The organism is Brevundimonas variabilis, assembly GCF_014199945.1.
Classification (GTDB): domain Bacteria; phylum Pseudomonadota; class Alphaproteobacteria; order Caulobacterales; family Caulobacteraceae; genus Brevundimonas; species Brevundimonas variabilis.
Genome location: NZ_JACHOR010000003.1, coordinates 153,238 through 177,399 on the forward strand (window position 1 = coordinate 153,238; position 24,162 = coordinate 177,399).

At 64.2% G+C, this 24,162-nt stretch carries 24 protein-coding genes; 13 read left to right on the top strand and 11 right to left on the bottom strand.

All coding sequences use genetic code 11. The features are described 5' to 3' along the window. Positions 1-8: 8 nt before the first annotated feature. Together GGR13_RS09430 and GGR13_RS09435 are read right to left on the bottom strand one after the other, a co-directional pair. On the bottom strand, positions 9-1,136 hold the full coding sequence (locus GGR13_RS09430) for a glycosyltransferase (protein ID WP_183213282.1): 1,128 nt from the start codon (positions 1,134-1,136) through the stop codon (positions 9-11). Between the two features lie 273 nt (positions 1,137-1,409). Continuing rightward, positions 1,410-2,669: a glycosyltransferase gene (locus GGR13_RS09435; protein WP_183213283.1), complete on the bottom strand. Its 1,260-nt coding sequence runs from the start codon at positions 2,667-2,669 to the stop codon at positions 1,410-1,412. Between the two features lie 808 nt (positions 2,670-3,477). Here GGR13_RS09435 and GGR13_RS09440 point away from each other — a divergent pair. Next, on the top strand, positions 3,478-4,143 hold the full coding sequence (locus tag GGR13_RS09440) for an acyltransferase family protein (RefSeq protein WP_183213284.1): 666 nt from the start codon (positions 3,478-3,480) through the stop codon (positions 4,141-4,143). Between the two features lie 540 nt (positions 4,144-4,683). Then, the gene (locus GGR13_RS09445; RefSeq protein WP_183213285.1) at positions 4,684-4,890 is read left to right on the top strand and encodes a hypothetical protein; all 207 of its coding nucleotides are present in this window, start codon (positions 4,684-4,686) and stop codon (positions 4,888-4,890) included. On the opposite strand, the gene GGR13_RS09450 is transcribed toward GGR13_RS09445, so the two are convergent. The 7 genes from GGR13_RS09450 to GGR13_RS09480 form a co-directional block, all read right to left on the bottom strand. Further along, a complete protein-coding gene (locus GGR13_RS09450; protein ID WP_183213286.1) occupies positions 4,880-5,245 on the bottom strand; it encodes a hypothetical protein in 366 nt (121 codons plus the stop codon). The two genes, GGR13_RS09445 and GGR13_RS09450, sit on opposite strands and share 11 nt — an antisense overlap. 73 nt (positions 5,246-5,318) lie before the next feature. Further along, complete coding sequence (locus GGR13_RS09455) at positions 5,319-7,385, bottom strand: heavy metal translocating P-type ATPase (protein WP_221230593.1); 2,067 nt, start codon at positions 7,383-7,385, stop codon at positions 5,319-5,321. A gap of 97 nt (positions 7,386-7,482) precedes the next feature. Next, positions 7,483-10,704 carry an efflux RND transporter permease subunit gene (locus GGR13_RS09460; RefSeq protein WP_183213287.1) on the bottom strand — a complete coding sequence of 1,074 codons (3,222 nt, stop codon included), beginning with the start codon at positions 10,702-10,704 and terminating at the stop codon, positions 7,483-7,485. Positions 10,705-10,715: 11 nt separating this feature from the next. After that, on the bottom strand, positions 10,716-11,909 hold the full coding sequence (locus tag GGR13_RS09465; RefSeq protein WP_183213288.1) for an efflux RND transporter periplasmic adaptor subunit: 1,194 nt from the start codon (positions 11,907-11,909) through the stop codon (positions 10,716-10,718). Further along, entirely contained in the window at positions 11,906-13,159 is a 1,254-nt protein-coding gene (locus tag GGR13_RS09470; RefSeq protein ID WP_183213289.1) for a TolC family protein, read from the bottom strand. The genes GGR13_RS09465 and GGR13_RS09470 overlap by 4 nt, the downstream gene beginning before the upstream one ends. Positions 13,160-13,216: 57 nt before the next feature. After that, positions 13,217-13,561 (bottom strand): hypothetical protein, encoded by a 345-nt coding sequence (locus tag GGR13_RS09475; protein WP_183213290.1) that lies wholly within the window; start codon positions 13,559-13,561, stop codon positions 13,217-13,219. Positions 13,562-13,615: 54 nt separating this feature from the next. Beyond that, positions 13,616-13,975: a helix-turn-helix domain-containing protein gene (locus tag GGR13_RS09480; RefSeq protein ID WP_183213291.1), complete on the bottom strand. Its 360-nt coding sequence runs from the start codon at positions 13,973-13,975 to the stop codon at positions 13,616-13,618. Between the two features lie 448 nt (positions 13,976-14,423). Here GGR13_RS09480 and GGR13_RS09485 point away from each other — a divergent pair, with 448 nt between their 5' ends. The 3 genes from GGR13_RS09485 (at position 14,424) to copD (ending at position 17,163) form a co-directional block, all read left to right on the top strand. Further along, positions 14,424-15,632, top strand: coding sequence for a hypothetical protein (locus GGR13_RS09485; RefSeq protein WP_183213292.1), 1,209 nt, complete (start codon positions 14,424-14,426; stop codon positions 15,630-15,632). A 270-nt stretch (positions 15,633-15,902) separates the two neighbouring features. Then, entirely contained in the window at positions 15,903-16,256 is a 354-nt protein-coding gene (copC, locus tag GGR13_RS09490) for a copper homeostasis periplasmic binding protein CopC (protein WP_183213293.1), read from the top strand. Between the two features lies 1 nt (position 16,257). Next, positions 16,258-17,163: a copper homeostasis membrane protein CopD gene (copD, locus tag GGR13_RS09495; protein WP_183213294.1), complete on the top strand. Its 906-nt coding sequence runs from the start codon at positions 16,258-16,260 to the stop codon at positions 17,161-17,163. Between the two features lie 3 nt (positions 17,164-17,166). Here the strand turns inward: copD and GGR13_RS09500 are convergent, their stop codons facing one another. Beyond that, entirely contained in the window at positions 17,167-17,646 is a 480-nt protein-coding gene (locus GGR13_RS09500) for a YybH family protein (RefSeq protein WP_183213295.1), read from the bottom strand. Positions 17,647-17,768: 122 nt separating this feature from the next. Here GGR13_RS09500 and GGR13_RS09505 point away from each other — a divergent pair, with 122 nt between their 5' ends. The 7 genes from GGR13_RS09505 to GGR13_RS09535 all read left to right on the top strand — a co-directional run bounded on the left by GGR13_RS09505 (position 17,769) and on the right by GGR13_RS09535 (position 22,892). Further along, entirely contained in the window at positions 17,769-18,044 is a 276-nt protein-coding gene (locus GGR13_RS09505) for a hypothetical protein (protein ID WP_183213296.1), read from the top strand. After that, on the top strand, positions 18,041-18,478 hold the full coding sequence (locus GGR13_RS09510; protein ID WP_183213297.1) for a Spy/CpxP family protein refolding chaperone: 438 nt from the start codon (positions 18,041-18,043) through the stop codon (positions 18,476-18,478). Before GGR13_RS09505 ends, GGR13_RS09510 begins: the two co-directional genes overlap by 4 nt. Before the next feature lie 7 nt (positions 18,479-18,485). Next, on the top strand, positions 18,486-19,043 hold the full coding sequence (locus tag GGR13_RS09515; RefSeq protein WP_292172181.1) for an RNA polymerase sigma factor: 558 nt from the start codon (positions 18,486-18,488) through the stop codon (positions 19,041-19,043). A 78-nt stretch (positions 19,044-19,121) separates the two neighbouring features. Then, positions 19,122-20,927: a copper resistance system multicopper oxidase gene (locus GGR13_RS09520; RefSeq protein WP_183213298.1), complete on the top strand. Its 1,806-nt coding sequence runs from the start codon at positions 19,122-19,124 to the stop codon at positions 20,925-20,927. Further along, complete coding sequence (locus tag GGR13_RS09525; protein ID WP_183213299.1) at positions 20,924-22,000, top strand: copper resistance protein B; 1,077 nt, start codon at positions 20,924-20,926, stop codon at positions 21,998-22,000. Before GGR13_RS09520 ends, GGR13_RS09525 begins: the two co-directional genes overlap by 4 nt. Positions 22,001-22,011: 11 nt before the next feature. Beyond that, complete coding sequence (locus tag GGR13_RS09530) at positions 22,012-22,437, top strand: copper resistance protein CopC (protein ID WP_183213300.1); 426 nt, start codon at positions 22,012-22,014, stop codon at positions 22,435-22,437. Positions 22,438-22,448: 11 nt separating this feature from the next. After that, positions 22,449-22,892, top strand: coding sequence for a DUF411 domain-containing protein (locus tag GGR13_RS09535; protein WP_246347784.1), 444 nt, complete (start codon positions 22,449-22,451; stop codon positions 22,890-22,892). Positions 22,893-22,895: 3 nt separating this feature from the next. Here the strand turns inward: GGR13_RS09535 and GGR13_RS09540 are convergent, their stop codons facing one another. Continuing rightward, positions 22,896-23,309 (bottom strand): MerR family transcriptional regulator, encoded by a 414-nt coding sequence (locus GGR13_RS09540; protein WP_183213302.1) that lies wholly within the window; start codon positions 23,307-23,309, stop codon positions 22,896-22,898. Positions 23,310-23,377: 68 nt separating this feature from the next. Between GGR13_RS09540 and GGR13_RS09545 the strand changes: the two genes are divergently transcribed. Next, positions 23,378-24,142 carry a MauE/DoxX family redox-associated membrane protein gene (locus GGR13_RS09545; RefSeq protein ID WP_183213303.1) on the top strand — a complete coding sequence of 255 codons (765 nt, stop codon included), beginning with the start codon at positions 23,378-23,380 and terminating at the stop codon, positions 24,140-24,142. Positions 24,143-24,162 lie beyond the last annotated feature (20 nt).

The window sequence follows — 24,162 nt, forward strand, 5'->3', positions numbered from 1 at the left end:
CGTCTGCCCTATCTGAACTCCGAGTTGGGCCCCAAGATCTGGCGCGTGACCGCAACATACTGAGCGACCATACCTTCCGTAGAGAAATCTCGCTCGACAAAGCGTTCCTGGGCGCGAGCGGCCTGGGCTGCGCGGCTCTCGGGCGTAGTGTCGCAAAGGGCTTTCCTCATGGCTTCTGGGTCGCCCTCGGGGACGTACAGGATCTCGTCGGGACCAAAATAGGTCGGCAACCCCCCGGTGAATGTTGCCAGGACCGGCTTGCCCAGGGCCACAGCCTCGAGAGCGACGGTTATACCGGAATACATATTCGCCACCATTGGAACGGCAACGACATCCGCCTCCCTATAGCATTGCAGAAAATCCGCCATGGCGGGCGAGCGGATGAGCGTCAGATTATCGTACCTCGACGCCCGATCATCGCTCAGCCACCAACAGATCATGACCAGTCGAAAGCGCGGATCATTTCCGAATGCGGCCAGCAGCGTTTCCCAGTCCCGCGTCGGATCGTTGCCCGCTGCAAAGATGATGATCGGACCCTCATGCTTCTCGATCACGGGTGAGGAGACGGGGAAAACCGCAGTATTGACCCCGAAATAGAAAAGCTGAGACCTCATGCGCGGGAAAGCCGCTTCCACGATGGGAAGGCAGGACGCGGAATGGACCGTCATGACACTGATGTAGCGACTGAGATAAGTGTAGACCGTGCGCCGAAAGCGACTGTTTGCCTTCCAGTTATTCGCCAGCCAGACAATGTTTCCCAGGATCGGCCGACGCGGAACGATCCCTAGCGCCATCAAAGCCGCCACTGCAAAGGCTTCGCCCTCGGTCATCGTCCAGACCACGTCGGCGGAACGCACGCGATCCCGGTTGAAGAAGGCATGAAACACGTCGAAACCGAAGACCCTGACCAGCGCCCTTTGAATGATCTTCAGCCCGCCATCATAGTCCCTTGAGAATTCTGTAGAAAACGCGCAATTGTCGGCGAGATGAAAGCCATACGGAGACTCATCTGGCTCCAGTCCAGCAAGAAAATCCTTGCGATATCTATCTATGTCCTTCCCATGAAAAACATGAATGTATGCGCGGATATTCTCTTTCGTCTTCAGACCGGTCGCTGGCACGCTGTTATCTGCCATCCAAAGACCCCCGATCCAATATCAAATGTGTTTCTAGCAGAGTATAGGGGAACCAACGTCAATACAATGAGATGAACGGAATTTTCGTACTTTGAAACAAGGCGCCGAACAGTGATGCATTTCGACCAATGCAGCGCTGCCACCGCCGCGAACACAAATGTTAGTGCGGCCAGGGCAACCTGGATTTCCAGCACTGCCGCCCCCCAAAATTGGCGGAGTCCATAGCCGACCTCAATCGCCACCGTCAGCAGACTTCACTACGACCAACTGCATTCACCGAGTTTGTTGCGGCGGCAAAAGTGCGGCGTTCACCGCTGTGGCAAAAGCCTCTGGACTGAACTGGGAAGCTGCAACAGCCAACGCACCTGCCCTTATTGTTTCCCAATATCCTTTTTGGGAATAGAGTTCTGAACAGCGCTCGGCAAACTCGAATGCATCTTTCGCTTCTACAATCTGTTCGGCACTAAAATTTAGCTGGTTGATAATCTCGCTATGGGCAACACAGGGTAGACCGTTGGCTGCGGCGTCAATGATCTTGATGGGAATGCCGCCTGAAAAACGGGTGGGCGCTATGAACACCTTGGACTGATCGTATAGAGGATTTAGGTCGTCAACGACTCCTCTAAAAACAATGCGATCCGATTCTAGCCTTTTCTTCAGGTCTTCTTCGACCAACCCGGCGATAATCAGACGATAATCACATCCCATCACATCATCAAGCCGAGGCATGACCTCGGTTGCAAACCATATCAAAGAGTCAACATTGGGCGAAAGCTCTGGCGGCCCAGTTAGTCGACCAACGAACAAGAAATCTCTTCGATCCGAAAATGAAGGGGTATTCAGCCGAACGTCAATGCTTCGGCTGATCACGTGAGCGGGAACAGAAAGTTTGTCTGCGAAGATTCTTGCCGCATCGGCAGTAACCGTCACGACCGCGTCAGCCATCTCCGCCACTTCGACTTCGGCATTCAGAGATAATGCGAACTCCTCGTCACCCATCGGGGGACCAAATAGCCCGCGCCTTTGTCGCTCTCGCTCCGAGAAAATCGCCTCCGCGTCATAAACGCAGTGCACAGGCACTGACTTCATATGTGCAGCATCTAGTTGGCGGACATAGGCTTTCATCGTGTCGGGGCGACTAACCAGGACGGTATCAAACTGAGCGAGCCTCGTTCTAATCAAGCGCCGTAGTCCGCGCTCTCCCCTGCCCTCGAGGATCTCGGCCTTGTTTCCAAAGGCTTGTCTCATTGCAGGAAGCTCTGCCTTCGAGGCGATCAAGGGGTACACGGTGACAGACCAACCATTGCCTATGGCAACGTTTACGATATCGGCTGCCCGGGGATAACCGGCTCCAAATCGGGGGTTTGGCAGCATCTCATCGATGATTAGGATAGCCAGCGGACCATCGCTGCACCTAGGGACACTCCTTTTCCCGGGAAAAGGTCTAACTTTGCAGGAGAGATCTCTGATGTTTTCCGAGACCTCATTCAGTGAACGGCGAATGCGGTGAATGATGCGAAAGATGATGCTCATGATGATTTCGACTTTAATCTACAGATATAATACGTACCCAAGCCTATATACATAAGGCACGTTTGACAGTTGCGGATTGCTATCGGCTAGTATTTTCGACTTGCCTCAGGCGAACAGTTCCCTGCGGATGCCCTTATTCTACAGTGGAGGTTTGGTAAAGTAAGAACGTGATGCGTCAGGAGTGCGGAGGGATCAGCACATGAAGGGCCATTTCTTTTGAGCCCCTATTTATCCGCACACACCCAATCCCAATGCGCCTTGAGCCGATGCGGGCCGAGAACCACACCCTGCCGGGGCACCCGGGCTTCTCACACTGAGTGAGCCGCGACGCAGAGCGCCATATCCAACACCGCCGCGGGCACCAATGATAAACTATACAGAAAACCGTATTCTCGATGACGCCCGGGAAGGTTTGTATGCTGGTGTCTGACGACGATGCGTTCCTGGAGCGTACCCCCCTACCCTTCAGCCTCGGTCGCCCCAACGATGGCCGCGGGCAGTGGCGCCGGGACCGGAGTTGTCACCGCCATGGCGACATCGAGTGGGACCACCGCTAACAGCTATCAGTTCCAGTGCTCGTTGGTGACGGGCGGAACGACGGGCACCTTCGCCAACGTCGGGTCCACAGGGTTATGGCTCACCTGCGACGACAATAGCCGAGCGACCAACTTGACCTATGCCAACCGAGGGCTGGCGAAGCCCGGAACAGATAGAGGTAGCCGGTGCCCGCGTCGATGCCGAAGGCCTATCTAGCCTGAATGGGAAGCTGACAGGTTGCAACCAATAGGAGCCTCCGCGTAGATGGGGAATGGTCAACCGTCACAATAACTTCGGCACACTCCGACTGCTGTTTGCATCACTAGTTATAGCTTCGCATACACCCGAGTTGTTGGACGGAGACCGATCGCGCGAACTGCTGACGATGCTTTTTGGAACGCTGACGTTCGGTGGATTGGCGGTCAATGGCTTCTTCTTGATGAGCGGCTATCTGATCACCAAGAGCATGGATAGCGACCCTGATCTGGTGAAGTTCGCCGTCAACCGCGTCGCGAGGATCGTGCCGGGTTTCTTCGCAGCGTTCTGGATATCGATTCTGCTGGTCGGGCCATTCGTGACAATGCAGCCTGTCTACACGGGCGACTTGATGATCGAGAACCTGCTCGGGTCGCTGATCTTGCGCACGCCAACAGTTCCGGGGGCGTTCGAGCCCGCACCAATCCACCACGTCAACGGAGCCCTTTGGACCATCGCCTGGGAGTTCCTTTGCTACATGGCGGTGGCGGCTCTTGGGGTAGTCGGACTGCTGAACCGGCGTTTCAGATCTGCTGATGGTAGGCGTCGCTGGCCTGATTGCGTTGGATGCTATCCAGACGGTTCATCCGATCCATTGGCGGATCAACACGACGATCGCGAACAGCTTTCGGTTCGCCGCTGTCTTCGGCTCTGGCGCTATATTCTATCTGTTCCGGGATAAGATCAAATACACAAAGCTAGGGGCACTGACACAGTTTGAATTCAGGCGTTGAGGGGCGTCCCATCCCGAGACACGACCTCCAGACCAACTCTGGAGATGTCCCAATGCGGCACAGAACTGATTTCGTCTCGATCCCCTTCGCCAACATGGCTGTCCGGCGCCGTTGTGTGAATGGCTCCGTCCAGTTTGTCGGCGCCCTCGATGGTCGCGACTGCGTTCACTCTCCCACGTTCGAGGGCGCCGTCCAGGCTTTGCTGCGCCGCGCCTGTCACGTCGCGGTGCATTAAGTAGCAAGTAACGAGAATAAGCCGAAGCTTTTGTTGAATTTGTTCTGAGTCCAACTGTCAAGATGTAGTGTAATCGCCCATTCTAATAATTAGGCTGGACTCCACGTTAACGATATGGGAACGCTGAAAGCGGCAAACGGACCCCCTTTGGCGTTTTTGGACTCATTCTTCGCGATATACGACTGTCGAGTTGTCGGGTTTGGTCGCCCAGCACTATTTTGGTAAGAGTCGCCGTAGGCGCAGGAGGCAGTTGATGAACAAAGCAGAACGCGCCGCTCTCCTTCAGGAACTGAAGCGCACCACCGGCCAGATCAACCCGGATGAAAGCCCGTTCATCGACGACGGAGAGATCGCCGATCCAAAGGTGTTGTCCGAGTTCTCCCAACCCTCTCGCGAGAAGATCAAGGCGCTCGCAAAGCGTATGGCACGCAAGCCGCCGACAGACCCAGTCAACAACTGAGGCAGTCTGACAGACAGGCACTCGCCAGATGCCATATCTCCCGCTGAGCCATAGCCTTCGGCAGCACTTCTTCGGCCCACACTTCAAGCCGGGCGGACAGGAACTGTTCGTGGGGACCCGATGGCTGGATGGAGGAGAGGTTGCCGCCGTGATTAGGATCGACGGCTGCGCGACTGAGGCTGGTGCAGCGTGGCTCGGTCGGCAGATTCACGCCGACCTGATCGCGCACATGCGGTTTGTGAATCAGGCCGACGTTCCGTCTGAAGCTGTCATTCACGAATACGGTGTCCCGGCGGGTGCCGTCGATTGGAGCGTAGCAGTATACGTAATTCTCGGATCGGCCGAGCAGGCTCAAGCCATGGTCAGCTTCCTTACCGAATATGGCGCTTTGCAATGTTGACCGTTGCGAGGCTTCTGGCCAACGGGGCTCAAGTCGAGACGCGGGCCACACCGTCCTGTGATCCGTTGCTGCGGGCCGGGTCGCGGTAGCCGAGGAGCCGAAGCGCGTTGAACACGACCAGCAGCGTCGAGCCTTCGTGCATAGCCACGGCCGGGCCGATGCCAAGGCCGAGGATGGTCGCGGGCACGAGAAAGGCGACGACGCCGAGACTGACGATCAGGTTCTGCAGAATGATGCGGCGGGTTCCTCGGCTCAGACCCACGGCAAACGGCAACTGCGCGAGATCGTCGGACATCAGGGCGACATCGGCGGTCTCCAGCGCGACATCGGAACCGGCCGCACCCATGGCGATGCCCACGGTTGCCGTGGCCATGGCCGGGGCGTCGTTGACCCCGTCTCCGACCATGGCGATCTTGCCCTCGGCGCGCAGCCGTTTGATGGCCTCGACCTTGTCCTCGGGCATGAGATCGCCCCAAGCTTCCGACAGGCCGACCTGGTCCGCGATTGCCTGCGCCGCCTTCTGGTGGTCACCGGAAATCATGATCATCCGCGACACGCCGAGGGCGCGGAGGGCCTCAAGCGTGGTCCCCGCCGCCGCTCGCGGCGTGTCCAACAGACCGATCACCCCGAGATCGCGCTCGCCCTGGCGCACGACCATCAGGGTGCGTCCATCCTCCCGGAGCCGCTTTACGGCGGCCTCCGCCTCCTGACCTAGGGGAGCGACGCCATCGGCGCCGAACATCTCGGGCTTGCCGATGAGGACCGTCGCGCCGTCAAGCTGAGCGGTGACGCCCTTCCCAGTCAAACTCTTCAGGTCCGACGCCGGAGCAATCGTCTCGCCGCCGAGACGTTCGGACCCGTCGCGGGCTATGGCTTCCGCCAGAGGGTGGTCGCTCAGCCGTTCCACGGCGACGGCGGTCATCAGCAGATCAGTCTCGCTCGCGCCGCCCACGGGCACGATGTCCGTGATGCGGGGCCGCCCCTCCGTCAGGGTGCCGGTCTTGTCGAAGGCGATGGCATTGAGGGAGCCGAGGTTTTCAAGCGGCGCGCCACCCTTGATCAGGACGCCCGCCCGAGCCGCTCGCGCCACGCCGGACAGGACGGCGCTGGGCGTGGCGATGGCGAGGGCGCATGGGCTGGCCGCCACCAGAACGGCCATGGCCCGGTAGAAGCTGTCGCGGAAGGGCTCGTCGACCACGACCCAGGCGAAGAGCAGGACGAAGGCGAGGCCGAGGACAACGGGGACGAAGATGCGTTCGAAGCGGTCTGTGAATCGCTGAGTCGGGGACTTCTGGGTCTCCGCCTCGCTGACCATGCGGACGACCTTGGCCAGGGTCGTGTCGGAGGATTTGCGCGTGGTTTCGATTTCGATCGAGCCCGCTCCGTTGATCGTGCCGGCGAAGACGATGGAGGCCGAGTTGATCTGGGCTGCTTGCGCGCGGGCCGCAGTGGCGTCGCGGACCGGTTGCTTGTCGACCGGCATGCTCTCGCCAGTGACCGGTGCCTGATTGATGCTGGTCGTGCCGACCACGACGAATCCGTCCGCCGGGAGTCGCTCGTTGGGCCTCACCACGACGGTGTCGCCGACCTCGACTTCCTCGACCGGCAACTCCACGACCTGGTCGCCGCGACGCACATGGGCCGTGCGGGGCGCGAGGTCGGCCAGGGCTTCGATCGCGCGCTTGGCGCGGCCCATGGCGTAATTCTCCAAGGCGTGGCCGATGCTAAACAGAAAGAGGAGCAGCGCGCCTTCCGCCCAGGCGCCCAGAGCCGCCGCCCCGGCGGCGGCCACGAGCATCAGGGTGTCGATCTCGAAGCGCTTGTTGCGGAGGTTTTCGAAAGCCTCGCGGACCGTGAAGAAGCCGCCGAAGCCATAGGCAACCAGATACAGACCGAGAGGCAGCCAGCCCGGAACGCCTGGAGCCAGTTTCTCCAATCCGAAGCCCAGTGCCAGTGCGACGCCGCTCGACACGGCGAAGATGACCTCGGTATTCGATCCGAACACACCACCATGGGCGTGCGGATCGCCCCCCGCCTTCTCTGCGGTGTGGTCGTGTTCGTCTCCGGTTTGGCGAGCGGTATTGGGCGAACTCATCGAACCGCCTCCTTCTTGTTTTTGTTGTGAGCGGCGCTGAGAGCCAGAACCACCGGCAGCGTTTGCCGTTGCCGGTGATCTTCAGGGCTGTGATGGGTCAATCTTCGATCCCCTCATCCCTGCGGTGCTTGACCGCCCTTGCCGCAAACGTCGGCAGGACGAGCAAGGTCAGGATGGTGGCCGTCAGCAGGCCGCCGATTACGACCGTGGCCAGAGGCTTCTGAACCTCAGCCCCCGCACCGTGCGCCAGCGCCATCGGGATGAAGCCGACGATGGCGACCAGGGCGGTAGTCAGGACGGCTCGAAGACGGCTGGAGGCGCCTTCGATGGCGGCGTCGTAGGGGGTCAGACCCGCCGTCAGCCGTTCCCGGATCGCCTGCATCAGCACGAGGCCGTTCAAGGTCGCAACGCCGGAGACAGCGATGAAGCCGACCGCCGCAGAGACCGAGAAAGGCATGCCCCGCAGCAGCAGCGCCAACGCGCCGCCGACGAGGGCCAAAGGCACACAGGCGAAGACCAGGCCGGCCTCCGCGAAGGAGCCTAGGGCCAGGAACAGCAGCACGCCGATCAGGACGAAGACGACCGGGATGACGAGGCCGAAGCGCTGCTCCGCCCGCTTCAGGTTCTCGAACTGACCGCCCCAGTCCAGATAAACCCCGGCGGGCAGTTCGATCTCCGCGACCTGGCTCTGGGCGTCAGTGACGAAGCCGCCCAGATCGCGACCGCGCACATTGGCCTGGACCACCATGCGACGGCTGCCGTTCTCGCGGCTGATCTGGTTGGGACCTTCACCCGTCTGGATGCGTGCCACCGAGGACAGCGGCACGATGACGCCGGTGTCCGAAACGATCGGCAGGGCCGCCAGCGCCGCCGGGTCGTTGCGGGCGTCGTCGGGCAGACGGACGACCACGTCGAAGCGCCGGTCGCCCTCGAAGATGCGCCCGGCCTCGGCTCCGCCGATTCCGGCCGAGACCGCTTCGCTGACGTCAGCGGCGGACAGACCATAACTGGCGGCGGCGGTGCGATCGACGCTGACGGTCAGGGTGGGCAGGCCGGAAGCCTGTTCCACCCGCACGTCCGCTGAGCCGGTCGTCTCGCGCAGAGAGGCCGCCACCTGATCCGCCACGCGCTGAAGAGTGTCGAAGTCGTCGCCGTAGACCATGACGGCGAGATCGGTGCGGACGCCCGAGATCAGTTCGTTGAAGCGCAGTTCGATCGGCTGGCTGAACTCGAAATTGTTGCCAATCTGCTGACCCGCGACATCCTCCAGTCGTTCGATCAGTTCCTCTTTCTCAAGGCTCGGATTAGGCCAGTCCTTGCGATCCTTCAGCACGATCACGCTGTCCGAGATGTTAGGCGGCATCGGATCCACCGCCGCCTCGGCCGTGCCGGTGCGCGAGAACATGGTCTCGACCTCGGGCTGGGCCTTGATGGCGCGCTCCAGAGCCATCTGCATGGCCAGGGACTGCTCCAGCGAGGCCGAGGGCACGCGCAGCGCCTGCATGGCGATGTCGCCTTCATCTAGCGTCGGGATGAACTCGCGACCCAGGGACATGAAGGAGACCGCGCCGATTGCCAGCGTGGCGACGGCCGAGATCAGAACGACCTTAGGCCGCGCGACCGCCGCCTTGATCGCCGGCTGGATGAACCGACGGGCGAAGCGCAGAATCCAGGTCTCGTGTTCGACCGCCTGACCGTCCGCATCGACGTGGACCGTCTTGGGATCGCGCACGAGCAACGCCGTCATGGCGGGCACGAAGGTGAAGGAGAAGATGAAGGCTCCGACCAGGGCCAGCATGACAGTGGCGCCCATGGGCTGGAACGTCTTGCCCTCGACGCCTTCCAGCATCAGCAGCGGCGCGAACACGAGAAGGATTATAAGCTGGCCGAAGGCGGCGGGCTTGACCATCTGGCGGGCGGACTGGACCGCGACGTCCAGACGCTCATGCCGGGTGAGCATCCGCCCGACCGCCGCCCGACGTTGGGTCAGCATCAACAGGGTGTTCTCAATCACGACGACCGCCCCATCGACCATCAGGCCGAAGTCGAGGGCGCCCAGGCTCATTAGGTTTCCGCTGATGCCGAACCGGTTCATGCCGATGACGGCGAACAGGAAGGACAGCGGGATCATCAGGGCGGTTATCGTCGCGGCGCGAATGTTACCGAGCAGCAGGAACAGCACGACCACAACCAGAAGCGCCCCCTCGGTCAGGTTCCGGGCCACGGTCGAGATGGTCGAGTTGACCAGTTCGCTGCGGTTCAGCACCGGCAGGGCGACGATGCCGGGCGGCAGGCTGTCGTCCACCTCCGCCAGCCGTTCGGCGGCGGCCTGGGCCACGGTCCGGCTGTTGCCGCCCGCGATCATCAGGGCCGTGCCGAGAACCGCTTCGTGCCCGTCTCGGCTGGCGCCGCCCAGGCGCGGAGCCTGACCGATCTCGACGGTTGCAACGTCGGCGACCCGCACGACCAGACCGCCACGATTGACGACCGGGGCCTGAGCCAGATCGTCGATCGTGAGGGCGAGGGCGTCGGTGCGCACGACCAGGGCCTCGCCCGCGCGCTGGATATAGCCGGCGCCCGCCTGGGTATTGGCCCGCTCGACGGCCTCGACCAGATCGCCCAGGCCAAGACCATAGGCGGCGAGTTGCGAGGCATTGGGTCGGACGGCGTATTCCTTGACGTAGCCGCCGACCGTATCGACGCCCGCGAGTCCGCTGGTGGTGCGCATCTGCGGCGCGATGATCCAGTCCTGGACCGTGCGCAGATAGGTCGCGCGTTGCTCGGGCGTGGTCAGTCGCTCGCCCTCGGGCGTCAGATAGACCCCGCCCGCCTGCCACCCCGGCTGGCCCGGTCGGGCCAAGGTTTCGGTCGTGAACGGCACATAATCGACCGTCCACATCAGCACTTCGCCCAGGCCCGTGGTGATCGGCGACAGGCCGGGCTCCACGCCTTCGGGCAGGCCCTCCGACGCGGCAGCGAGCCGTTCGGCGACCTGCTGGCGGGCGAAATAGATGTCGGTCTGATCGGTGAAGATCGCGGTGATCTGGCTGAAGCCGTTGCGGGACAGCGACCGCGTGCTGGTCAGGCCGGGGATGCCGGCCAGGGCGGTCTCCAGCGGGTAGGTGACCTGACGCTCGATCTGTTCGGGCGCCAGGGCGGGGGCGACCGTGGTGATCTGCACCTGACGGTTGGTGATGTCGGGGACCGCGTCGATCGGCAACTTGGTCAGTTCAAACAGACCCAGGGCCGCGACAAGGCTGACGGCGATGATGACGAACCAGCGGAACCGGACCGACGCTTGGATGATAGCTGTGAACATGATCGTCGCCCCTAGTGACCGTGCTCGGCCTCGCCCTTGGCGAGTTCGGCTTTCAGGAGGAAGGCGTTGGCCCCGGCGATGCGTTCGGCCCCGGTCAGGCCGCTCAGGATTTCAGTGCGATCTCCCGCTTGCCGACCCGCAAGGACCGGAACGGCCCGGAAGCCCTCAGCGGTGCGAACGAAAACGACGCTCGCGCCTTCGACGGTCTGGATTGCGTCAGACGGCACGGTGAGGCCGCCAGCGTCACCACCAGTCACCACCGTGCCTGACACCGCCGATCCGGCCGGCGGCAGACTGCCCCCGGACGGCCGGGCGCGTATCACGGTCCCGCCGCTCTCGGCGCCCGCACCGGCGGCGACGCCGGTGACGACGGCATCGAACTCTCCGGCCGGTCCCTGCACCCGGATGGCGCTGCCCGCGCGAACCTGGGCGGCGAGCGCCGGCGGGGCGTTGAAGACGATCTCGACCCGCGCGGGGTTGGTGACCTCTGCGATCACCCCGCCTTGGGCCGCGAAGCCGCCCGGCCCGACCTGCACGCTGGTGACCACACCCGAGATGGGACTTGTCACACTGAGCCGTCCCGACGCATTGGGCGACCCGGCCGCCGAGGCGCGGGCGCGGGCGGCGCGGGCCGCCGCCTGGGCGCTCAGAGCCTGGGCATGGGCGACCTCGGCATCGCGGCGCGCCACGACGCCCTGGTCGGCAAGGCTTTCTTCCCGGCTGTGCGCCTGCTCGGCAGCGATGGCATTGGCCTGGGCCGCGTCGGCGTCGGCGCGCAGGCTGGCGGCGTCGCCGCTGACGAGGATGGCCAGCGGCTGCCCGGCGCGCACGGACTGGCCCGGCGCGACCAGAACCCGCTCGACCCGCCCACCGACGGAAGCGGCGACGGCGGCCCTGGCGTCGATCATCGGTTCGACCCGGCCCGATAGGCGGGTTTCGCCCCCGCCGCCGCCGGTTACGGCGACGATCGCGATGTTGGCGGCGGTGATCTGGGCCGCCGTCAGGACGACGGCGCCTTCTTTGCCGCCCGCTTCCTCACCCTCGGCATGCTCGCCGTCCTCCTCGGAGTGACCGGCTTCACCCTCCGCTGCTGGAGCCTCTGTGGGTGAGCGGGTCATGGCATAGAGCCCGGCGCCGCCCAGGACGACGACGGCGGCGACGCCGGCCATCAGCCAGGTCTTGTTGATCGGTGGTGTGTGTTTCATAGCGACGTTCCAAAGGGGGCGCGGCCTTGCAGGCGCGCGAGGTCGATTTCGGCCCGGACCCGCGCGAGGCGGGCGTCCACGGCGGCGTTGCGGGCGGCGATGAGGGCGGCGCGTGACGACCGCAGTTCCAGTTGCGAGATGCGCCCCGCCTCGAACCCGATCCGCGAGAGGCGATAGGCTTCCTCGGCCGTCGTGACCCCGGCGTCGGTGGCGGTGACGCGGCTGACGGACGCTCTGAGGCGCGCCACGGCGGCATTGCGATCCGCCTCCGCTTCCTGACGCGCACCCATCAGACGGGCATCGGCAGCGCGGAAGTCCGCCTGTGCGGCTTCGATATTGCCCCGGTTCCGGTCGAACAGCGGCAGAGGGACGCTGAGCCCGAACGTCAGGGCAGTTGCGTCCTCGGCCTCATAGCGACGCACGCCGACCGAGGCGCGGACATCGGGCTTAGCGCGGATGCGCTCGACCTCGATCCGAGTTTCGGCTGCCGCGCGCTCGGCCTCCGCTACCCGGACCTGCGGCGTCGCGCCGGACGTCACGGCCGCTGCGGCGGGCACCCTGTCGATCAAGCTGGTGTCGATTGAGGTAACCGGGGTTGGCAGCATCGCCACGGCGGTCAGCCGCGCGAAGGCCGCGTCCCGTTCCGCCTCGGTCTCGTCCAGGGTCGCGCGGGCAGCGGCGGCTTCGCTCTCGCCCTGGATGCCGCGCAGCAGGGGCTCGCGCCCTTCCTCGACCAGAATCAGCGCCGCGCGGGTGTCGGCGATGGTGACCGTCAGGGCCTCCTCGGCCAGCAGGAACCGCCGCTGGGCGGCTTCCGCTTCGGCATAGACCAGGGCCAGCCTGGCCCCCGCCTCGACAGTCGCCAGGTCACGCCTCAGACCTGCCGTGCCGGCGTCGGCCCGCGCGACCTCGACCCTCGCACCGCGCCGTCCCCAAAGTTCTAGGTCCTGGGATAAGGACAGGGTCGTTTCGGCGTTGTCGTAGCCGGAGAAGGGACCGCTGCCGAAGGCGTTTTCCGCCTCCAGCCCCAGTTCGGGATTGGGGCGAACGCGCGCCTGACGCGCGCGCGCCTCAGCCGCGTCTAGCAGAGCGCCGGCCTCCACGGTCGCCGGCGTAAGGCCGATGCGTTCAAGCAGCGCCTCGAACGAGGGCGCGGGATCGGCCCAGGCATGGCCGGTGACCGCCGTCGCCATCGAGACCACGGCGCAGCCGATCGCGAGACGCGACCGGCCAGATTTCAGGGGTGGCATGTTCCATATCCCAGCAGTTCCAGACTAATGACGAGCGCCGAAAGGCGCAGGGCATCGTCAGGCTCTGGGAGGGCGTTCGAGACCGCTGGGCGCGCGAGACGCCAACGGCTCGTCGGCCGGGCGCAGCAGACTCGGCGCGACAGCCGCCGTCACCGCGACAGTTTGGGGCTGTGAAGGCATCGCGGTGCCGCTGTGGTGACAGTGGCCGTGCGAACAGATGGCGTGGTCGTCGACATCAGACGGAACATCACCGCCATCATCGGCGACTGATGCCGCCGCCTGAGCGGGTTGCACTTCTAAAGCGCAGGCCGCCGCATCGGCGGTGGGGATCAGAACGAACACGGCGATGAACAGCGCGATGAGCGCCGCCACTATGCCATGCCTGTTTGCCGTCTGACCCATACCGCCCTCTATCACGGTTTTGCGCCGAAACAATGAAGCATGGCGTCGCGTCTTTTACTGAATTGGCCTAGAGGAAAGGTTGGCGATCAAGGGTTCGTAGACGTCCCTCTGGCCGCCACAACAGTCGGCGATTAGGAACAAGAGCAGGTCCTGCACCTGAGTCATGTTGGCTCGATAGAGAATCTCACGGCTGATCCGGTCGCTCGTTATCAGGTTCGCTTTCTTGAGGACCGACAAATGCGACGACAGGCTGCTCGCCGGCAGCCTGGCATTCGGCGTTGCACTGTGCAGCTTCTGCAGCATTGCAGCCGGCTTCATCCCGCCCGGCTCCGCTTCGACCAGCATTTTGAAGACCTCCAGCCTGGGCTCATGACCCAGCGCGGATAGAGACTCGACCGCAGATTTTGTTTCCATAATTTGATCCTAGTCGAATGGTCGTATTGGTCAAGATCAAGAATGATCGGCAGCCATTCAGTGCGCCAGTGATCGGAGAGAGCAACCTTCCACCGTTGCTTATTTGTTCATGTGGCGCATTGTCGCAATTCCAACAAAAGTGGTGTCACGTTGGTTGACACCGATAAGGTCTTGACGTCGCGATTACTGACACTTCATGTCAGGAATCTTGACACCCAACAGTTTGCAACTCGAAGTCCTAATTATTTTCCGCAGGTTAACCAGACAAATATTTTGCTAGAGTTTAAGACATACACTCCAAAATAACGGCGTTGCCCCAAAGCAACATATTACGAGAGTTTGCGTATTATCGTATTTAAGGCGTTGACCCGCTTTTGGCTCCTGACGCATACGCTTGTCGATGGTCAACCAACTCAGCACCAGCAAGAGGTCCGCAATCCTCCGGGATATGATGGAACGCCAGGGCATCAATGCGCTGGCGCGGACCAAAGACGGCAACACGGGGCAGTCTGGCCGCCCGAGCCAAGTGACGGTCCTGAAGCTGCTTGCTGACGCAGGCGATACCGCCATCGACTTCCTCGACCAAAAGATGCGCGATTTACCCGTCAGGTATGTCGAGGCCGACGAGATGTTCGCCTTTGTCGGCATCCGGGGCCTGACCCTGTTGAAGAACCAGATGCGCGCACCCAAGGGCCAGGGCGTCTTTTGGATTTGGATGGCCATCGACCCCGTCAGCAAGGTGATCGTCGCCTGGCATGTCGGAGGTCGTGGTAACGCTGACGCGAAGACTTTCATCGCTGACCTGAAGGCGCGGTGCGCTGGCCGCATCCAATTGACGACCGACTCGCACCGCGCCTACTTCGAGGCGGTCGGGTCGGAGTTCGGCGACGACATCGATTACGCGACGGTAAAAAAGCAAGATGACAACGAGCAGCAACTGGTCGTTGAGGAATACACCGGCGTCAAAATGCCTTACCGGCCGAAGAAGCGCGCCAAGCGTGAAATGCATCCGCCCGTCGTCCGCAGCGGCACACCGGACGAGAACCGGATCACAACCAATCACATCGAAAGCTTCTTCCAGAAGCTGCGTCAAAACCTGGGGCGGTTCGCGCGAAAGTCGGCGCTCCACTCCAAAACGCTGATCAATCTCAAGCGGGCTCTCGCGCTATATATCTATCACTACAACTTCCAGCGCATCCACACGACCATCAAGACGACGCCGGCGATGAAAGCCGGCATTGATGACGACATCTGGACCTGGGACAATTTTATGGACCTCGTCGATGAGAGGGCCGAGGCACAGCGGGCGGCGCGGCGTGAAGGCGCGATGCAAATGGAACGTCAGGCCGAGGATGAGAACGTCATCCGCCTAAAAGGCCCCCGCGACGAACAGCCGGGCGAATACACCGTCATGGTCAGCTTGCACCAGAAATACGCCAAGATTCACCGAACCTCCTGCGCGCATCTGCGCGACACCCCTGGCCGGCAGAGTAAGAGGGGCGACTCGCACAAGTTTCAGTGTGAAACCTTCGACGCCGCTCAGAACCTCGCCTACGATTTCATGCCGGACGACGTCGACGTCTGCAAAATCTGTTTGGGCGAATATAACCGCCTCGACACCGGTCGCGGCAAAGGCGGCAGCGACCTGAAGCACTAGGCTTGTCCTCAAAATTCGGCGATCCTGCAGGTCCGCTTACAAGCATCAGGTCAGTGTGTCTGCCCGTCCCGAAGCGGACGTCCCGGGACTGTAACCCGCGAGCCCGAAGGTGGCTTATAGCGGCGTTGGCAATGGCCGCCCCTCACACCTGATAAGATAGACGAACAGCGCAGCCTGGCGTCTGGTCAAAGTCGGGTGCCTGCGCCGCGCCGTCGACTATGAGGGATGACAAAGCGGCAGGCGTAGGAGAGGGCATTGAAGGAGTTTGTCATGAACCGGATTCTACCCGTTGCAGTCGCCTCGGCCATGATTCTCAGCGCATCTCCGGCGCTGGCTCATGCCCGACTGGTGTCCGCTACCCCCGGCAATGGTGCCACCGTGACCGCTCCCCGGACAATCAGCCTGACCTTCAGCGAGCGGTTCGCCGCGCCTTTTTCGACCGTTGAGGTCGAGGACAGTCGGGGGCGAGTGGTCGGCATGAGCAAGACGGTGTCAGAAGACGGCAAGACTCTGGGTGGCACGTTTGGCGCGCCGCTGACGGCCGGGGTCTATCGAGTGACCTGGGCTATCGCGGCGGCCGACGGCCATCGGATGACCGGGACCTATAGCTTCACCGTCCGCTGACGTGCCGATCGATCTGACTGTCGTCGGTCTTCGCTGGCTTCAGTTTGCTGCGGCGGTCTTGGCTCTCGGCCTGCCGCTGTTCCACGGCTTTGGCTTGAGCGAACCCGGTCCGCCATCAGTCAGACGCGCGGCTGTCATCGCTGGCCTCGTCCTTGCGGTCACGGCCATGGGCGGTCTTTTAGCCCAGACGGCGATGATGGCGGGGGGCTGGACGGCAGGCGTGGACCCGGCAGCCCTCGGCTATGTCGTCCAGTCCACAAGCCTCGGCATTGCCCATGTGGTGCGGGCGGGACTGGCTATGCTGGGAGTCGCCACCCTGGTCGCGTGGCGTCGTAAGTCAGGAGAGTTGATCGCGATCCTCGCCTTTGCTGGGGCCGTCGCCAGTTTCGCCTGGAGCGGCCATGGTGCCGCCAGCGAAGGCTCCCTCGGCCTGTTGCATCTGGCCGCCGACATAGCCCACGCGCTTGCCGCCTGCGTCTGGATCGGCGCACTGGCCGGCTTTTGCCTGCTGCTGATCCGCCCTTCTACGAGAGAGGTCGGCGCAACGGCGCGGTCCTTGGCAGGGTTCGCGTCGATCGGGACGGTCACGGTCGCCGTCCTTGTCATAACCGGTCTGATCAATGCGGCCTTCCTGATTGGTGCGGAGGGTCTCGTCCATATTTCAAGTTCAACCTGGGGGCTTTTGCTGATCGCAAAGCTGGTTCTGTTCGCCGTGATGGTGGGACTGGCGGCGCACAACCGGTTCAACCTGACGCCCGCGCTGTCGCGCGCCGTCGAGGCGCAGACCGACGCCGACGACGCGGTGCGGCGACTGCGGACCAGCATAGGTCTGGAGATGCTGGCGGGGTTTGCCCTGCTGGGATTGGTCGCGGCGATGGGCGTGCAGATGCCGCCCGCCTCGATGTGAGGCTCAGGCCGGCGCGCGCGACGACCAGTGGATGTGGCGGATGCGCCAGCCCTCGGCCTGGCGGTGCAGGATCATGGTCTCGGCGGTCAGACGATCAACGGGCCGACCATTGAACGCGCCACTGGTGCGGCCCTCTGTCAGAACCCAGGCGATGTCGCCCTCCACCCAGGCCACGCGGCGGGTGATCTCGGCCTCGGCGGCGGCGGCATAGGCCATGTCGGCGGGTAGGTGATGGCCGGCGTATTCGTCGCGCGACCGCTCGACGCCGCCTTCTTCCAACACCATGACGTCTCCAGTGAGGAGGGCGAGGACCGCCTCACTCTCACCGGAACTCAGGGCGGCATGAAAGGCGTCCACGACTGCGATCGCCGGAGCCGCAGCTTCATTGACGACCTGTGCGGACGCAGGCGCGAGAGCCGGCTCATGGGCCAATGCGGTCGATGCCGAAACGGCCAGAACAGCGGCGAGAATCAGGCGCTTCATCGATGGCTCCTTGAAAGTCTGGATCAGGACTATGCTCCGTTTACGCCGAAGACCAACCGGCCCCTCGCGAGGGGGCTATCGGACCGGTGCGTAGAGGGGCGAGACGCATGGAGACGATCGGTATGACAGACCTGGATACTTTGATCGCACAAACGCCATCGTCGCGCGCCGAGGCTCTGGACGGCCTGGAGGATGGCGTCTGGAACCGGGTCGCGCAGACGCAGGCACGGTCGCGCGAACGGAAGCTGCGGGTCGCGGCCCTGTGCGTTGCGGCGGGCATCGGCGGCGTCGCCGGCGGCGTGTCCGCCCCGGCGGTCGACCAGGGTCGAAGCGAACTCACCGTATTCAGCCCCCGTATGGCCGCGGCGCCGCTGGATATGCGGAGCGTCCTGGGATGAGCGGCCTGAAGTCCACGCTCGTCACCGCTGTCCTGGCCGCTGTCGTGGGAGCCACCGCCGCCTGGGGGGCGATGACCTGGTCGGCGCAACAGGATCAGCCCGCCGATCTGCATCATATCGTGCATGAGCGGCTGGACCTGACCCCGGACCAGGACCGTCGGCTGGACCAGGTCGAGGCCGCTTTCGCTGCGCAGCGCGGCCCGTTGGAAGCCGAAGTGCGCGCGGCGAACCAGGAACTATCCGCCGCCATCGCCCAGAGCCGGGGCGACACGCCCGAGGTGCAGGCCGCCGTAGAGCATTTCCACGGTGCCATGGGCGAACTCCAGATGGCGACCATCCGCCATGTGTTCGAGATGCGCGCGGTGCTGACGCCCGAACAGGCGGAAGAATTCGATCGTGCCGTGGTCGAGACGCTGCGCGCCGACGCCGACTGACGCGAGCGTGGGGGCCGGCGACACCGATGAAGCCCTTGCCGCCCAGGGAGACCGGGCGGCCTTCTCGCGCCTGATGACGGCGACGAAGGGCGACCTGCATCGCTTCACCACCCGCTATGTCGGTGATCCGGACGAGGCGCTGGACCTGACCCAGGAGACCTACGCCGCTGCCTGGGTGTCGATCCGGCGATACGATCCCGGCCGACCGTTCGGCGCCTGGCTGCGCACCATCGCCCTGAACAAATGCCGCGACTGGAGCCGACGTCGCCGCGTGCGTCGGCTGGTTCGGGGTGTCATGGGCCTCGACGCGCCCGAAGCCATGGCGGTCGGCGATCCGGAGCCCGGCGCCGAGGACCGGATGGACGACCGGCGACGGGTCGAGCGGCTGACCCGCGCCTTGGGTGAACTGCCCGACAGTCAACGTGCGCCGCTGCTCCTCGCGGTTCTGGAAGCCCGCTCCCATGCCGAGATCGGCCAGATACTGCGCCTGTCGTCCAAGGCGGTCGAGCTGCGGATCGCCCGCGCCCGCAAGGCCTTGCTGGATCGCCTCGGCCCATCCGGATAAGCCCCTGCGACCAGCCGCCGCGAGGGGCGCGCGCGGTTCTGGCGTAAGCCAGTCAGACAGATGGGCCAAGACTGACGCATGAGATCGATCCAGACAGACCGCCGCGCCCTGCTGCGCGGCTTCGCGGGCGGCACGGGGCTGCTCGCCGCGCAAGGACTTCTGCCCGCCTGGGCCCAGAGCGGATCAACGGGGTTGCGCGCCGATCTGCCGACCCTTCAAGGGCCGAACGTTCGGCTCAGCGTCGGCCATTCGCCGTTCACGGTCGGCGGTCGCTCCGGCCACGCCATCACGGTCAACGGGACCCTGCCTGCGCCGCTGATCCGCCTGCGCGAAGGCGAGACGGCTCGGCTGTCGGTGACCAACACCCTGGACGAGGACACCTCTATCCACTGGCATGGCGTGCTGCTGCCCTTTCACATGGACGGCGTGCCGGGCGTCAGCTTTCCCGGCATCAGGCCCGGTGAGACCTTCGACTACGAGTTCCCGGTCATTCAGTCGGGCACCTTCTGGTATCACAGCCATTCCAATCTTCAGGAGGCGATGGGCCACTACGGGCCGCTGATCATCGACCCGGCCGGTGCCGATCCGGTGGCTTATGACCGCGAGCACGTGATCGTCCTGTCGGACTGGAGCTTCCTGCATCCCCACGAGATTCTGGACCGGCTGAAGAAGAGCCCCGGCTATTTCAACCAGTCGCGCACGACCCTGTCGGGCCTGATCTCCGGTGAGGACGGCATGTCGCTCGCCGACCGCCAGATGTGGGGTCAGATGCGGATGGACCCCCGCGACATCGCCGACGTCAACGGAACGACCTACACTTATCTGGTCAACGGGCATGGGCCCGCCGAGAACTGGACCGGCCTGTTCCGGCCCGGCGAGCGGGTGCGGCTGAGGGTCATCAACGCCTCGGCCATGTCGATCTTCAACGTGCGCATTCCGGGCCTGCAGATGACGGTGGTCAATGCCGACGGCGAGAACGTGCGACCCGTCGAGACCGACGAGTTCCAGATTTCCGTGGCCGAGACCTATGACGTGGTCGTCCGACCGACGGAGGACCGCGCCTACACCCTGGTCGCCGAGTCGGTGGATCGCTCCGGCATGGCGCGGGCGACGCTGGCGCCCCGTCTGGGGATGACGGCAGAGGTTCCGCCGCTGCGCGAGGTGCCGACCCTGACGATGCGCGACATGGGCATGGGCGGGATGGCCGGGATGGACCATTCGGCGATGGGACACGGCGGCGTGGATCATTCTGCCATGGGACACGAAGCCCCCGCCTCCGCGCCGATGGATCACGCCGCCATGGGTCACGGCAGCATGGATCACGACATGCGCAACCCGGACAACGCGCCCGCCGACATGGCCGTCGGCGTCGGGGTCGACATGATTTCATCGGACCCGGCCAACCGCCTGAGCGAACGGCCCATGGGACTGGAGGACGCGCCCCACCGGGTGCTGGTCTACACGGACCTTGTTTCGCTGGCCGCCAACAAAGACCAGAGGCCGCCCTCCCGCGCGCTGGAAATCCACCTGACCGGAAACATGGAACGGTTCATGTGGGGGTTCGACGGACGCAAATTCTCCGAGATCGTCGAGCCGATCCGCTTCGAGCGGGACGAGCGGGTGCGAGTGACCCTGGTCAACGACACCATGATGGCCCACCCCATCCACCTGCACGGCCACTTCTTCGAGCTGGTGACGGGCGGACCCGCTGGGCATCAGCCGTTGAAGCACACGGTCAATGTCGCACCGGGGTCCAAGGTGACCTTCGACCTGACGGCCGATGCGCCCGGCGACTGGGCCTTCCACTGCCACATGCTGATGCACATGCATGCGGGGATGTTCAACGTCGTCACCGTCCGCCCTCTGGATGGAGCGGCCTCATGATCCGGATGATGACCGCGCTGGTCCCCCTGATGCTGGCCGCAGGAGCCGCCGCCGCACAGGATCACAGCCATCATCCGGCGGTCCCGCAGCAGTCGGCTCAGGCTCCTGCGGCCGACCCGCATGCGGGACACGCCATGCCCCCGTTGGCGCAGAGCGCGGACCCGCACGCCGGGCACGACATGGGCGCGCCGTCTCAGGCCGCTGATCCTCACGCCGGTCATACGATGCCCGCCCAGGGCGATCCCCACGCAGGTCACGACATGGGCGGCCACGCGGCGAGCGGGCCGCCCGACGTCCCGACCAGCGCCGATGACGCGGGCCGGCCTCGGCAACCGCCCTTGCCGCCCGCCGCCCTGTCCGGCCCGGCCCATGCAGCCGACGCGATCTGGGGCGCGGACCGGATGACCGGAGCCCGCGAAGGCTTGAGGCGCGAGAATGGCGACGTGCGCGCCACCGCCGTCATCGTCGATCGCCTGGAAGTCGGCTTCGGCGATGGCGAAGAGAGCTGGACCTGGGACGTTGCGGGCTGGACCGGCGGCGACATCAACCGCCTATGGTGGAAGTCCGAGGCCGAGGGCGACTTCGACGGCGAGATCGAAGGCGAGGTTCAGGCGCTTTACAGCCGCGCGATCTCGCCCTTCTGGGACGTGCAGGCGGGCGTGCGTCAGGACTTCGGCGAGAGCGACGAGAATCCGACCCATCTGGTGCTCGGACTTCAGGGGCTGGCCCCCTACTGGTGGGAGGTCGACGCCGCAGCCTTTGTGTCCAGCGAAGGCGACCTGACGGCGCGGGTCGAGGCCGAATACGATCAGCGGATCACCCAGAAGCTGATCCTTCAACCGCGCGTCGAGGTCGAGGCCTCGGCTGCTGACATCCCCGAACTGGGGCTGGGATCGGGTCTGACACACATCGAGGCCGGTCTGCGCCTGCGCTATGAAATCGCCAAGGAGTTTGCGCCCTATGTCGGGATCGAATGGAGCCGAGAACTCGGCGACACCGCCGACTTCACGCGCGCCGCAGGCGGCGAGCCCGAACACACCCGTTTTGTCATCGGCCTGAAGGCCTGGTTCTAGGAGAGTTGTCCATGCGCAAGATCATCCCCGCCGTCGCCATGTCCTTGGCCCTGGTGGTCCCCACATTGGCCCAGGCCGCAGCCGCTTGTTGCTGCTGCGGAAATGAGGGCCAGGACGCGCACGCAGGTCATAGCCAGGCCGCGCCTGCCGATAATGCCGCGCACGGCGTCGTCACCAGCCCGGCGGATGGCGCGATGACCAACGGCTCTCCCGACTGGTTCACCGCGACCTTCCCACACGCAATGACGCTAAAGGCCGTCACTGTGACCGCCGAGGGTCAGGCCGCCGTTGAAGTCCCCGTCGCGGCCGCCGCTGCGACGACGCGCGTGTCCGCCGATCTGCCGACCCTGGCGCCCGGCAACTACGTCCTGAACTGGACCGCTGAAGGCGCGGACGGTCACGAGATGGCGGGCGTCGTTCGTTTCATGGTCCATTGATGACAGTCCGAATGAACCGTCGCCTGTTGCTGGGCGGCGCTATCGCTCTCGCCTCGACCGGCACGGCGGTGGCGCAGGTGCGGCGCATGACGGCCTACAAGACCCCGTGGTGCGGATGCTGCGACGGCTGGGTGACCCATATGCGCGGCGCGGGCTGGACCGTTGATGTCGTCGAGCGCGAGGACCTCTCCCCGATTCGGGCTCGCTACGGCGTGCCGGACCGCTATGCCGGATGCCACACCGCCGTGGTCGGCGCCTATGCCATCGAAGGCCATGTGCCCGCTGCAGATGTCGACCGCCTGCTGCGCGAGCGGCCGACGGCCGTGGCGCTGGCCGCGCCCGGCATGCCCGCCGGATCGCCCGGCATGGAAGCGGCAGGTCGCCAGCCCTATGTCACCCTGCTGATCAACCGGGCCGGAGAGGCGACCGTCTTCGGCCGCCACAACGGGGCCTGAGCCTCAGGCGGCTTCGCCCTGGAAGGCCTCGATGATTGGGCAAGGGCCGCTGTCCGTCGACGCGCAGGCGTTAGCCAACCGCCTCAGCGCCGCTCTCGCGTCTTCCAGATCGGCGATCGTTCGATCCAACGCGGCCATACGCTCGGCCGCCAGCACGCGGGCGCGCGCCCGATCCTCGCCCGCGTCCAGCGACAGAAGTTCTTTGATCTGCTCAAGGGTGAACCCAGCCGTCTGGGCCGAGCGGATGAACTTCAGCCGGCGCACGTCCTCCTCGCCATAGCGGCGGATGCCGGCGCCCACGCCGTCGCGCGACCAGCGATCCGGCGTCGGCAGTAGCCCGCGCCGCTGATAAAAGCGGATCGTCTCCACGCCAACGCCACCCTCTCGCGCCAGGCCTGCTATCGTCCGCACACTCATGCTTGACTCCGTATCATGCTACGGAACTTAAGGAGTGCGCCTCGGATTTGAAGATCACGGAGGCTGCAATGACCAAGACCGCCATCATCCACCGCATGGTGATGCCCGACCACACCTGCCCCTGGGGGCTCAAGGCCCGTCATCTGCTGAAAAGCCGGGGCTACACGGTTGAGGATCACTGGCTGACGACACGCGAGCAGACCGATGCCTTCAAGGCCGAGCACGGGGTGAAGACTACGCCGCAGGTGTTCATCGACGGACAGCGGATCGGCGGTCACGACGACCTGCGTCGCTACCTGGGCTTGAAGGTCCGCGACCCCAAGGCGACGACCTATACGCCTGTGCTGGTCGTGTTTCTGACGACCGCCGTCATGGCCGCGATGCTCAGCCTTGTCGTCTATGGCACGCCGCTGACCGTGCAGGCGGGCGAGTGGTTCATCGCCTTGTCGATGATGGTGCTTGGAATGCTGAAACTTCAGAACGTCGAGAGTTTCTCGTCGATGTTCCTGAACTACGATCTGCTGGCGAAGCGGTGGGTCCCCTACGGCAAGGTCTACCCCTTCGCGGAATTCGGGGCGGGCGCGCTGATGGTGGCGGGCGTCCTGACTTGGCTGTCGGCACCGGTCGCCCTGATCATCGGGGGCATCGGCGCAGTTTCGGTGTTCAAGGCCGTCTATATCGACAAGCGGGAGCTCAAATGCGCCTGCGTCGGCGGCGACAGCAATGTGCCGCTCGGCTTCCTGTCCCTGACCGAGAACCTGATGATGATCGCGATGGCGGTGTGGATGCTGGCGATGGAGATCAGCCTGATCAGCGCGCCGATGCTCATGTGAAATCACGATCTGAGCGTCTG

What these genes read in the sequence shown, in the direction of transcription:
- GGR13_RS09430 (WP_183213282.1), bottom strand. Translation starts at nt 1,136, where the DNA reads ATGGCAGATAACAGCGTGCCAGCGACCGGTCTGAAGACGAAAGAGAAT.
- GGR13_RS09435 (WP_183213283.1), bottom strand. Translation starts at nt 2,669, where the DNA reads ATGAGCATCATCTTTCGCATCATTCACCGCATTCGCCGTTCACTGAAT.
- GGR13_RS09440 (WP_183213284.1), top strand. Translation starts at nt 3,478, where the DNA reads ATGGTCAACCGTCACAATAACTTCGGCACACTCCGACTGCTGTTTGCA.
- GGR13_RS09445 (WP_183213285.1), top strand. Translation starts at nt 4,684, where the DNA reads ATGAACAAAGCAGAACGCGCCGCTCTCCTTCAGGAACTGAAGCGCACC.
- GGR13_RS09455 (WP_221230593.1), bottom strand. Translation starts at nt 7,385, where the DNA reads ATGAGTTCGCCCAATACCGCTCGCCAAACCGGAGACGAACACGACCAC.
- GGR13_RS09460 (WP_183213287.1), bottom strand. Translation starts at nt 10,704, where the DNA reads ATGTTCACAGCTATCATCCAAGCGTCGGTCCGGTTCCGCTGGTTCGTC.
- GGR13_RS09465 (WP_183213288.1), bottom strand. Translation starts at nt 11,909, where the DNA reads ATGAAACACACACCACCGATCAACAAGACCTGGCTGATGGCCGGCGTC.
- GGR13_RS09470 (WP_183213289.1), bottom strand. Translation starts at nt 13,159, where the DNA reads ATGCCACCCCTGAAATCTGGCCGGTCGCGTCTCGCGATCGGCTGCGCC.
- GGR13_RS09475 (WP_183213290.1), bottom strand. Translation starts at nt 13,561, where the DNA reads ATGGGTCAGACGGCAAACAGGCATGGCATAGTGGCGGCGCTCATCGCG.
- GGR13_RS09480 (WP_183213291.1), bottom strand. Translation starts at nt 13,975, where the DNA reads ATGGAAACAAAATCTGCGGTCGAGTCTCTATCCGCGCTGGGTCATGAG.
- GGR13_RS09485 (WP_183213292.1), top strand. Translation starts at nt 14,424, where the DNA reads ATGATGGAACGCCAGGGCATCAATGCGCTGGCGCGGACCAAAGACGGC.
- copC (WP_183213293.1), top strand. Translation starts at nt 15,903, where the DNA reads ATGAACCGGATTCTACCCGTTGCAGTCGCCTCGGCCATGATTCTCAGC.
- GGR13_RS09500 (WP_183213295.1), bottom strand. Translation starts at nt 17,646, where the DNA reads ATGAAGCGCCTGATTCTCGCCGCTGTTCTGGCCGTTTCGGCATCGACC.
- GGR13_RS09505 (WP_183213296.1), top strand. Translation starts at nt 17,769, where the DNA reads ATGACAGACCTGGATACTTTGATCGCACAAACGCCATCGTCGCGCGCC.
- GGR13_RS09510 (WP_183213297.1), top strand. Translation starts at nt 18,041, where the DNA reads ATGAGCGGCCTGAAGTCCACGCTCGTCACCGCTGTCCTGGCCGCTGTC.
- GGR13_RS09520 (WP_183213298.1), top strand. Translation starts at nt 19,122, where the DNA reads ATGAGATCGATCCAGACAGACCGCCGCGCCCTGCTGCGCGGCTTCGCG.
- GGR13_RS09525 (WP_183213299.1), top strand. Translation starts at nt 20,924, where the DNA reads ATGATCCGGATGATGACCGCGCTGGTCCCCCTGATGCTGGCCGCAGGA.
- GGR13_RS09530 (WP_183213300.1), top strand. Translation starts at nt 22,012, where the DNA reads ATGCGCAAGATCATCCCCGCCGTCGCCATGTCCTTGGCCCTGGTGGTC.
- GGR13_RS09535 (WP_246347784.1), top strand. Translation starts at nt 22,449, where the DNA reads ATGAACCGTCGCCTGTTGCTGGGCGGCGCTATCGCTCTCGCCTCGACC.
- GGR13_RS09540 (WP_183213302.1), bottom strand. Translation starts at nt 23,309, where the DNA reads ATGAGTGTGCGGACGATAGCAGGCCTGGCGCGAGAGGGTGGCGTTGGC.
- GGR13_RS09545 (WP_183213303.1), top strand. Translation starts at nt 23,378, where the DNA reads ATGACCAAGACCGCCATCATCCACCGCATGGTGATGCCCGACCACACC.